Consider the following 10,935-nt stretch of genomic DNA (forward strand, 5'->3'; position numbering starts at 1 on the left):
CGAGTAATACTGATGTTAGTATGGATTCTCGTCTGAACCGCATTCTACTTGATGCGCGGGTTCAATAAAAGTCACAGTGCAATATCCTAAGTATTATCATAAATTATGGTCAGAAATTGGTTATCTGCTGTACAACAATATTGGGTAAACCCTGTACAAAATAGAACAAGATATTGACGCTCAGCCTTCAGCCCGTTAGCGTGAGCACCTCAGATACCAATTAGCCAGGTATCAAATAATTTGTTTTATCAAAAATTATTATTTATCGGTAACATGACCTCATCAAAGACGCGTCGCCAATGATACCCGTGCGACCGATAGGATTTATAGCCATATGTCGATGTATAAAATCAGTTTTTATCGCCTGCTCCCTTTAGCAACTCTGTTGCTGGCAGCCTGTAGCACCACGCCACCGACCGGTCCGGCGACCAGTCCGACATCGCCACAGTGGCGGCAACATGAACAACAATTACAACAATTGAGCCAATTCCAGACCCGGGGTGCCTTTGCGTATATTTCTGAAAAACAAAAAGTCTATGCGCGCTTTTTCTGGCAACAAACCACACCTGAGCGCTATCGCCTACTGCTGACCAACCCATTGGGCAGCACAGAACTGGAATTGGTGGTACAACCTGGCGTTACCCAGTTGACCGATAATCAAGGCAAACGCTATGTCAGTGATGACCCACAGGAAATGATTCAAAAGTTGACGGGGATGTCCATTCCATTGGAAAGCTTACGTCAGTGGATTTTAGGGTTACCCGGTGATACCACTGATTTCACCCTTGATGATAAGTACCGTTTGAAGCAAGTGACTTATAAACAAAATGGTATGACGTGGGTGGTTGATTATCAGGAATACAACACTCAAGTGACGCCAGCATTGCCGAGCCGCATGGAGCTGAGTCAGGGCGGGCAGCGAATTAAGCTAAAAATGGATAATTGGACTGTCGAATAACATGGTTAGCACGCATCAACATGTCTGGCCCTCACCGGCCAAATTAAACCTGTTTCTTTATATCACCGGGCAACGGGCCGATGGTTATCATGACTTACAAACCCTGTTCCAGTTTCTCGATTATGGCGACCAACTGACTATTGTGCCGCGAGATGACAATCAGATTCGCTTATTAACGCCAGTCGCAGGCGTAGAAGACGAACAGAACTTGATAATTCGCGCGGCACGATTGCTACAACAACAATTTCCACAACAACAGCCCGGCACGGTAAAAGTACCTCGGGGGGCAGATATCAGTATTGATAAACGCCTACCAATGGGGGGAGGACTGGGTGGTGGTTCATCCAATGCCGCCACGGTACTGGTTGCACTCAATTTACTGTGGCAATGTGGTTTCTCTGATGAAAAATTGGCCACTCTTGGCCTAACATTAGGTGCCGATGTGCCGGTGTTCGTTCGTGGGCATGCTGCCTTTGCTGAGGGAATTGGCGAAAAATTGCAACCTGCGGAGCCTTTAGAGAAGTGGTATTTGGTGGTACACCCCGGTGTAAGCATCCCAACACCAATTATTTTTTCTGATCCTGAATTAAAAAGAAATACGCCCGTTCGCCCACTGGCGGCGCTTTTAAGCATTCCGTACGCAAATGATTGCGAACCGATCGCAAGAAAACGTTTTCGCGAGGTTGAACAGGCTCTTTCATGGCTGTTAGAATACGCTCCGTCACGCCTTACCGGAACCGGCGCTTGTGTGTTTGCAGAATTCGACACTGAGGCATCGGCCCGACAGGTGTTAAGTATTGCCCCGGAGTGGTTGCATGGTTTTGTTGCTCGTGGTGTAAATGTTTCGCCACTGCATCGTGCGCGCTCTGGGAAAATTGAAAGTCGTGAGTGCAGATAACGATTTACAGCGTTATGTAAGGTCGATGTAATGGCTCTACTAACCTTGGGTTCTGAAAATACCTGTCTCATTTGATTGAAAGCCGGTTCATAATGCTGTTTTGTACCCAATAGATTTCAAGATACAGGAAAGCGGCAAACGAGCGAATCCCGATAACCTTACATGAGTAAGTGATGCGGGTGAACGAGAACAGTCGACACACCTGTAATTTGAATGATGACGGTTATTCACCGTGTTTTGGCTTTAAATACCCGTATGTATATTGCAATCAGTATGAATAATCGCCCCTGATTACTGATATGACAATATCTTCTCTGGACGCATGCCTGAGGTTCTTCTCGTGCCTGATATGAAGCTTTTTGCTGGTAACGCCACCCCGGAACTAGCACAACGTATTGCCAACCGTTTGTACACCAGTCTTGGTGACGCCGCTGTAGGTCGTTTTAGCGACGGCGAAGTGAGCGTGCAAATCAACGAAAATGTACGCGGTGGTGATATTTTCATCATCCAGTCCACCTGCGCACCCACGAACGATAACCTGATGGAACTGGTTGTCATGGTTGATGCCCTGCGTCGCGCCTCCGCAGGACGTATTACTGCTGTTATTCCTTACTTCGGTTACGCTCGTCAGGATCGCCGTGTGCGTTCTGCCCGTGTACCGATCACTGCCAAAGTTGTTGCCGATTTTCTCTCAAGTGTTGGGGTTGACCGCGTATTGACAGTGGATCTTCATGCTGAACAGATCCAAGGCTTTTTTGATGTTCCGGTTGATAACGTATTTGGTAGCCCAATCCTGCTGGAAGATATGTTGCAGCAGAATCTGGAAAACCCAATTGTTGTCTCTCCAGACATCGGCGGCGTTGTTCGCGCCAGAGCCATTGCAAAACTGCTGAACGATACTGATATGGCGATTATCGACAAACGCCGCCCACGTGCTAACGTTTCTCAGGTGATGCATATCATCGGTGACGTTGCTGGCCGTGACTGCGTGTTAGTTGACGATATGATCGATACCGGTGGCACATTGTGTAAAGCAGCGGAAGCCCTGAAAGAACGTGGTGCCAAGCGTGTATTTGCTTACGCGACTCACCCGATCTTCTCTGGTAACGCGGTTGAAAACATCAAACATTCTGTTATCGATGAAGTGATTGTTTGTGACACGATTCCGTTGTCAGCTGAAATAAAGGCATTAAAAAATGTGCGTACTCTGACCCTGTCGGGCATGTTGGCTGAAGCCATCCGCCGTATCAGCAATGAAGAGTCCATCTCTGCGATGTTTGAGCATTAATCAGTATTAGGTTGTGGATATCCCTGCGGTGCTATCTGGCCGCAGTTAGCCATTAAGCTATTTTCGTGATAGGTCACTTGCTGGGCATCACGAATGGGGTTCATAACGAATTGATACTATGCAATGCATAAATTGAAGCAGATAAAGAAAAACCCGTTGAAGCAGATGCGACAACGGGTTTTCTACTCTCGATCGCTGAGTTCTTGATCAATAGGTGTTTGTCTTACCGCTCGTTGAGCCGTCATTTACCCCTCCTGCACATCAGCTCAATTAAAAAGCCAAGAAAACAGGTCTATGTTTGCAGCTTCACTGTAATTAGTCGCTAATGATACCTTGCTCGCTAGGAGTGACGCTGGTTGCGATTACAACGTTTGTCAAAGTGCTTAATCCACCAATAACGATCCGCAACTTCCTCACGCCCACCGATACGCGCGCCAACTAACCACAACAGTGCGCCGACAAAAATACTCATCACGGCACCATGGGCAAAGAATTGCGGTAGACCCAGTTGAGATACCTCTGTCAGAATTGAGTAACCTACCCCTACGACCATGGTAACCAAACCTAATCCCATCAGCACATTACCGACCCTTGCTGCGCTTTTACGTTTCATATGCCACCTCCACTTAGGTTGCCAATAAATAACCACTGAGCCGAGCGCTAAAACTGCTTGCTTAATGCGATTATTCATGTCCACTTAATAACTAAGTATAGTCAGGCTTGCGAGGAAGGTATTGCGCTTGTGATCACAACTGGCAAATATATTCCAACAAATCTTTACATAATCCAGACATTTGGCACTGAATTTGAACTATACATACAGGCAACTATTCACATCTTGAACTATTCACTCTAAATAAATTCATGCTAGCAGTTTTGTTATTACGCGCTATGACAGGTAAACTATGGCACTTTAATTCCTTTAGTTATAGCGAATGGCGACGTGAGCAGTATTAAATTAATCGTTGGGCTGGCAAATCCGGGCGCTGAATATGCCCAAACTCGCCACAATGCAGGTGCTTGGTATGTGGATTTATTGGCGCAGCGCCATAATCAACCACTGAAAGAAGAGAGTAAATTCTTCGGCTACACTGCAAGGCTAAATCTGGCAGGTCAGGACGTTCGCTTGTTGGTACCCTCTACCTTTATGAATCTCAGTGGCAAGGCCGTAGCCGCAATGGCTGGGTTTTACCGTATTCTGCCGGAAGAGATTTTAGTCGCACACGATGAGTTGGATATCCCGCCGGGCGTGGCTAAATTAAAGCTAGGTGGCGGTAACGGTGGCCATAACGGCCTGAAAGATATTCAGAGCAGGTTGGGGAATAACCCTAACTTCTATCGTTTGCGCATCGGCATCGGTCATCCGGGTGATAAAAGTAAAGTCACCGGTTTTGTTTTGGGTAAGCCACCAATCAGTGAACAAACCTTAATTGACGAGGCCATTGATGAATCTATCCGCTGTACTGAAATACTGCTAAAAGAAGACATTACTAAGGCAATGAATCGCCTGCACTCCTTTAAGGCCGGCGTATAATACTGGCCCGGTTCCCCGGCTAACGAACATAAGCCGGGGTGCCTGTATTAGTTGTTATTCATTTTTGTTGCACAGCGCATTAATCCCCTGTTGTCCCTCACCGGTCAATACCACCCCTGAAAATATCACCCTCACCCGCCCGAGAAAATTATTGCTTTTACCATCATATTCGCCCGCAATATCACTCAATTTATCGCTACAAAAAAGCGAATCCCAATCTGATGCCTTTTCTTTGTTACGCGATAAGTCGTGGCTGCGTTCAAACTTGTCGGTTACTGCGGTAAATTTCAACTGGATGCTGTCGAAATCTTCATAAAGGGTATTTTTTTTGTACCCCACATATCTAACGCTCTTGCCCGAGTGACTTTCAATTTCCACCCCATATTGATCAACCAACTCGGCAAAGGAGGGGGCGGCAGGCTCAACATCTGCGGTAAGAAAACGCATTCCCACAATACCCGCCATCCCCCCGAACAAGATGACGATCAGCCATTTATAGATACTCATTTCCATTGGAATTACCCAAATTCAGTATGCGGACTGTAATAACTAGTTATCGGACATTTATCAGGAAACTTAAGATGGCATAAGCGTGATCTCGGGCACAGAGTTAGAAAAATCAATCACCTACTCGCTCTCACAGCATGTTCCCTTGCGGCGACGAAACAGCATGATCGAGATAAATCGTCAGAATGTGTATAATGGCGACATAAATTTTGATTACATCAGCACGTTAACCCTAACGAGTTGATTTTTAAGTTATTTAAGGTGATATAAAACATGGGATTCAAATGCGGTATTGTGGGCCTGCCTAACGTTGGTAAATCCACCCTGTTCAACGCGTTGACACAAGCGGGTATTGAAGCCGCTAACTTCCCGTTCTGCACCATTGAACCCAACACGGGTGTGGTGCCAATGCCGGACCCGCGTCTGGACCAACTGGCCGAGATTGTTAAACCTCAGCGCATTTTGCCAACCACGATGGAATTCGTCGATATCGCGGGCCTGGTTAAGGGTGCATCCAAAGGCGAAGGCCTGGGTAACCAGTTCCTGACCAATATCCGTGAAACTGAAGCAATTGGTCATGTGGTACGTTGTTTTGAAAATGACAACATCATCCATGTTGCCGGTAAAGTAGATCCCGTTGATGACATTGATACCATCAACACTGAACTGGCACTTTCCGATCTGGAAACCTGTGAACGCGCGATGCATCGTGTTCAGAAGAAAGCTAAAGGCGGTGATAAAGACGCTAAAGCGGAACTGGAAGCGCTGGAAAAATGTCTGCCACATTTAGAAAATGCTGGCATGCTGCGTGCGTTGAACCTGAGTGCTGAAGATAAAGCCGCCATCCGTTATCTGAGCTTCCTCACCCTGAAGCCAACCATGTACATTGCTAACGTCAATGAAGATGGGTTTGAAAACAATCCCTATTTGGATCAGGTGCGTGCCATCGCTGCGGCGGAAGGTTCTGTGGTAGTTGCCGTTTGTGCCGCAGTTGAGTCTGATATTGCTGAGTTGGAAGATGCAGACCGCGCTGAATTTATGGCTGAGTTAGGTATTGAAGAACCCGGTTTGAACCGTGTGATCCGTGCCGGTTATGAATTGCTGAATCTGCAAACCTATTTCACTGCCGGTGTAAAAGAAGTGCGTGCCTGGACCATCCCGATAGGTGCAACTGCACCACAAGCTGCCGGTAAAATTCACACCGACTTCGAGAAAGGCTTTATCCGCGCACAAACTATCGCTTTCGAGGACTTTATCACCTACAAGGGTGAGCAAGGCGCGAAAGAAGCCGGCAAAATGCGTTCAGAAGGTAAAGATTACATCGTAAAAGATGGTGACGTGATGAACTTCTTGTTCAACGTCTAAACAGCTTCTGTTGTCTCATGAGATTTAATTGAATCTCATGAATACTGACAAACCCCATAAAATCCACGCATTTGCGTGGATTTTTTATTTCATGATGTCTCAACTCATATCGTGAAAGCGCAGTCATAAATGAGTATATATATGAGTACAAACTGTCAATTATGATCTAAAAATGAGCCACAGTTATGCTTTAAAAGTACACCACTTTAAGACCGGTTTTTAAACCTAAATGATTCATTACCTGTTTCAATAATGTCAAAATGATGAACCAGTCTATCCAATAAGGCTGCGGTCATCTTTTAAGGTTAAATCCAGCTTTGTTACATCCTCACTAACGGCCAGCCTCTGCTTATACTTAACTGCACGTATCGTGGCTTCATTACTTTTGAACTCTTTATGCAGTGCCTTTATCTTTTCAGCCAAAGCAGTCACTTCAGGTGCTATTTGTAATGCCTCAATCAGCTTATAAATACTTTTAAGAACCTCAATATTTCTATCCTGGAGCGAACGGGTCGATCCTCTGCTGGTTGAATTAGTCTGGAATTTGTCAGCATGGATAACAACTGTAGTTATCAGGTTTACATCTGCAATATCACGCCTAATCGATGGTGTATTACAGCGATGTAACCGGCGCATGGGGCATACATAATACCCCATCCCTTTGCCATCTATGGAATTGAGTGACACAAGGGCGTAAGCCAGCGAATAACGAACATACTGAGCGATGATATCTACAAGATAGTGCAGGTTTTTCTTATCAGAGACATGGTCGGATAACATCATCAAAAAAACAGCATGTTACCCGACGGGGTCTTAGCGCCACAAAGCCACTGACCTTTCCCCCACTAAACGCGGGGGAATACCAGAGAAGCAAAACCAAATTTAAAAACTCAAGACTCTATCGACGACACATTACATGCCTAGGAATATCGGCGTCACTGTAGCTGTTGGTAACGCCCGCGATCGAGTCGCCAAGGTAGTGGAAGCCTGTGCTGGGGTCAGGAGTGTCGCCCGTCCAGTAGAGGGTGCCGATAAAACCGGAACCAGTGTAGTTATCCATTCGCCCCCATTCATCGAACAATGAACCCACCAAACGGGTACCAAATGAGTAGTTGGTAGAACTCAAGTCGGTGCGTGATGGCTGAGACGCCAGCTGTAGACTACAGAACCTCACAGCATCTGACCAAACAGCCATTGTGCTATTGTTATGTATAAACCATTTCTGCACAGCAAATGTGTAGCTTAGTGGACTTCCTCCATCCTTGGGTGTCGCCGTAATGATCACTGGCCCCGTAGGTTTGCTGTTGAGCTTCACTTGACCGTCACCATTGACGCTTACGGCCCCTGGCTGGTTGGAACTCCAGGTGAAGTCGCTCGCATTTCTGTTCATATTTAGTATGAAGGTAGCCGCGGTAAAACCTGTTTTTGGAAATTCATCGCTTACCGTGAACACATGGCCGTTGACGGCTATTCCGGTAAACATCGCATCCTCCACAAAGGTGGTGCTGACCGTCTGGTTGCTGCCGTTCACCGTGGCGGTGACCACACTGACTCCCGGCGCAGTATTAGTCAGTGTCGCCGTGGCAACCCCGTCCACGCCAGTAGTACCAATCACCGTCGTCACTATCGCCCCGTTGCTAGCGGTAAATGTCACCACCTGGCCCGGTACAAGGTTATTGCCCGCATCCGTCACTATCGCTTTCACCGCATTGGTGGCAATGCCATTGGCGACCTCGTTATCAGTAGTCGCCGTCAGGTTAGCTGCGGTGATTTCTGCGGTGCTGGCGTCCGCCACAAAAGTGGTGTCGACCGTCTGACTACTGCCGTTCACCGTGGCGGTGACCGCGCTTATTCCACTCGTCATATTGGTCAGTGTCGCCGTGGCAACCCCGTCCACGCCGGTGGTACCAATGACTGCCGTCACTTTCGCCCCGTTGCTGGCGGTAAATGCCACCACCTGGCCTGCGACAGGATTGTTACCGGCATCCGTCACTATCACTACCACCGCATTGGTGGCCGTGCCGTTGGCCACCTTTCTATCGGCAGTCACCTTGGCTGCGGTGATTTTTGCGGTGCTGCCGTCCGCCACAAAGGTAGTGTCCACCGTCTGGCTGCTGCCGTTCACCGTGGCGGTGACCACGCTAATCCCCGAGTCAGTATTAGTCAGTGTCGCCGTAGCAACCCCGTCCACGCCAGTAGTACCAATCACCGTCGTCACGTTCGCCCCGTTGCTGGCGGTAAATGTCACCACCTGGCCCGGTACAAGGTTATTGCCCGCATCCGTCACTATCGCTTTCACCGCATTGGTGGCAATGCCATTGGCAACCTCATTATTGGCAGTCGCCGTCAGGTTGGCTGCAGTGATTTCCGCGGTGCTGCCGTCCGCCACAAAAGTGGTGTCGACCGTCTGACTACTGCCGTTCACCGTGGCGGTGACCGCGCTTATTCCACTCGTCATATTGGTCAGTGTCGCCGTAGCAACCCCGTCCACGCCAGTAGTACCAATTACCGTCGTCACGTTCGCCCCGTTGCTGGCGGTAAATGTCACCACCTGGCCCGGTACAAGATTGTTACCCGCATCCGTCACTATTGCTTTCACCGCATTGGTGGCAATGCCATTGGCAACCTCATTATCGGTAGTCGCCGTCAGGTTCACTGCTGCAACAGTACTAGGCATAACAGTGATCTGCACTGTCGCACGTAATGACACATTACCTTGGATGTCATGAGCCACTGCACTTAACGTGTGGGCATTACTACCACTCCGCGTTAGCCGATGCGAGGGTAATCCTACTACAACAGCGTGCGCAGATACCGGTGTGAGAGAACCTCCTGCCGCTATCAAGGCAGAACTGTCCCACTCAATACGCTCAAGGCCATGTCGGGTGGATATCTCTGCACTCAATGGAACGCTTGTCCCCCCCTCACCGCTTATCATAGCCGGAAGGATCAGCTGTATCACCTTCTGTTCCTGATAATTCAGCACAATATTGTTGTTACGCTCGACTAAATCATAACGACTACCCGCCAAAGTGCGCGTTGCTGCCACGGCTGATGGACTGATATGAGATTGCCAAGATTCACCCAGTCGGTAATTTAGCTGGAAGTTAATGTTGCTGTCGTTTTTACTGCCTTTACCGGCGCGATGTTCAGCCCCAATAGTCACTAATGGTATAGGGGTGTAATTTACACCCGCAGTAATGGCATAGGGGTTTTTCTGACGGTTATCTTTGCCAAACAAGGCCACATCATCACCACGGTATTTTTCATACATGACCTTGCCGCCAAGTTGGGGATGAGAGGGTAAATAAGTTTCTGCCCGCACATCATAGCCGTTGGCAGGCCGTTCTTTATAGTCAGCAAAATCCCGTGAATGATGCCAATCGGTGGTACCGAAGTAACTGTTACCCGAGAACTTCAGGTAGTCGGTCCAAGCCTCTGCGCCTACCCCAACCCGCCGGTTTTTGCCTGTAACATCATTATCAAAAAACGCATTAGCCCCATACATCCAGCTATTCTGAAAAGTACGCACTCCAGCACCAACGTTAACGGTGTTACGATCGTCTTTATTTCGGGCACCCAATTGGGTAAAAAGCAGGGATTTCTGATTATCATAAAGTGGAACCAGTACATCGACCATACTGCCATCCAGCTTAAAATCTTCATTAACATTCATTTGTACCCGGGCGGTACCAAACTGGCTCAGCCACTGCTGCGTGGAGTTGTTTAATTCATTGTTGGCAGCTGAGTTGAGCATGCGCTCACCAGATTTTACTGCATTGCCATTAGATAATGCGACAGCACCGGTCTGGGCATAACCGGCCAGCTTATTATTTATGTGAATATCAGCAGGCGAATAATTTTCATCACTAATGGATAACGAAGGCAGCTTACCGGAAACATCAATTTCATCCCCTAACTTGGCGACAGTATTAATGTTTTTACCGGTCTGCAAAATATAAGATTCTGTAACCGTATTGACTTGCGAAGTATACGAAGAAGATGCGACAACCGTAGGTGAAAATGCCAAACTCAAAGGAAACAGTAACTGAAACAGGATATTAATCCACGCAATAGTCCTGAACGTTTGTGGTAGTGCGTATGCCTGCGTGAACCCATGACTCGAGGGTGTTTTTAGTGATTTCGTCCAAAAAAAATTACGCAATCTATTATACTCAGCCGATTAAAAATACCGTCACATAACCTCGCGATTTAATCAATACTGCACAAATCTCGTTTGATATTGTAGAGTGACGAAAATTTTTTAGTGTTAGTTTCCTACCCCCCCACGGAATCAGGTGAGTAACGATAAACTACCGTATCTATATTGCTAGATTCGACACTGATCGGCAGTTTCATTACCTATGATGCATCAGACAGCCCCG

At 47.5% G+C, this 10,935-nt stretch carries 8 protein-coding genes and 2 pseudogenes; 5 read left to right on the plus strand and 5 right to left on the minus strand.

Annotation, left to right across the window (positions count from 1 at the left end; translation table 11 throughout):
- Positions 1–334: 334 nt before the first annotated feature.
- The 3 genes from lolB to prs all read left to right on the plus strand — a co-directional run bounded on the left by lolB (position 335) and on the right by prs (position 3,144).
- Positions 335–958: a lipoprotein insertase outer membrane protein LolB gene (gene lolB / locus V1952_RS06275; RefSeq protein ID WP_420071060.1), complete on the plus strand. Its 624-nt coding sequence runs from the start codon at positions 335–337 to the stop codon at positions 956–958.
- Position 959: 1 nt separating this feature from the next.
- Positions 960–1,856 carry a 4-(cytidine 5'-diphospho)-2-C-methyl-D-erythritol kinase gene (gene ispE / locus V1952_RS06280; RefSeq protein ID WP_420071059.1) on the plus strand — a complete coding sequence of 299 codons (897 nt, stop codon included), beginning with the start codon at positions 960–962 and terminating at the stop codon, positions 1,854–1,856.
- A 340-nt stretch (positions 1,857–2,196) separates the two neighbouring features.
- Positions 2,197–3,144, plus strand: coding sequence for a ribose-phosphate diphosphokinase (prs, locus tag V1952_RS06285; RefSeq protein WP_004390739.1), 948 nt, complete (start codon positions 2,197–2,199; stop codon positions 3,142–3,144).
- 340 nt (positions 3,145–3,484) lie between these two features.
- On the opposite strand, the gene ychH is transcribed toward prs, so the two are convergent.
- The gene (ychH, locus tag V1952_RS06290; protein ID WP_083159029.1) at positions 3,485–3,757 is read right to left on the minus strand and encodes a stress-induced protein YchH; all 273 of its coding nucleotides are present in this window, start codon (positions 3,755–3,757) and stop codon (positions 3,485–3,487) included.
- 330 nt (positions 3,758–4,087) lie between these two features.
- Between ychH and pth the strand changes: the two genes are divergently transcribed.
- Positions 4,088–4,678, plus strand: coding sequence for an aminoacyl-tRNA hydrolase (gene pth, locus V1952_RS06295; protein WP_372558897.1), 591 nt, complete (start codon positions 4,088–4,090; stop codon positions 4,676–4,678).
- 54 nt (positions 4,679–4,732) lie between these two features.
- Here pth and V1952_RS06300 read toward each other — a convergent pair whose 3' ends face one another.
- Complete coding sequence (locus V1952_RS06300) at positions 4,733–5,191, minus strand: hypothetical protein (RefSeq protein ID WP_372558896.1); 459 nt, start codon at positions 5,189–5,191, stop codon at positions 4,733–4,735.
- A 267-nt stretch (positions 5,192–5,458) separates the two neighbouring features.
- On the opposite strand from V1952_RS06300, the gene ychF reads away from it, so the two are divergent.
- On the plus strand, positions 5,459–6,550 hold the full coding sequence (ychF, locus tag V1952_RS06305) for a redox-regulated ATPase YchF (protein WP_083159031.1): 1,092 nt from the start codon (positions 5,459–5,461) through the stop codon (positions 6,548–6,550).
- A gap of 206 nt (positions 6,551–6,756) precedes the next feature.
- Here the strand turns inward: ychF and V1952_RS06310 are convergent.
- The 3 genes and pseudogenes from V1952_RS06310 to V1952_RS06320 all read right to left on the minus strand — a co-directional run.
- Positions 6,757–6,849, minus strand: a pseudogene (locus tag V1952_RS06310) (ATP-binding protein); the annotation flags it as partial.
- 270 nt (positions 6,850–7,119) lie between these two features.
- Positions 7,120–7,210 (minus strand): annotated as a pseudogene (locus V1952_RS06315) (hypothetical protein); the annotation flags it as partial.
- A gap of 238 nt (positions 7,211–7,448) precedes the next feature.
- A complete protein-coding gene (locus tag V1952_RS06320; protein ID WP_420074471.1) occupies positions 7,449–10,505 on the minus strand; it encodes an inverse autotransporter beta domain-containing protein in 3,057 nt (1,018 codons plus the stop codon).
- Positions 10,506–10,935 lie beyond the last annotated feature (430 nt).

Source organism: Yersinia sp. 2542 StPb PI (assembly GCF_048593855.1).
Taxonomy (GTDB): domain Bacteria; phylum Pseudomonadota; class Gammaproteobacteria; order Enterobacterales; family Enterobacteriaceae; genus Yersinia; species Yersinia enterocolitica_E.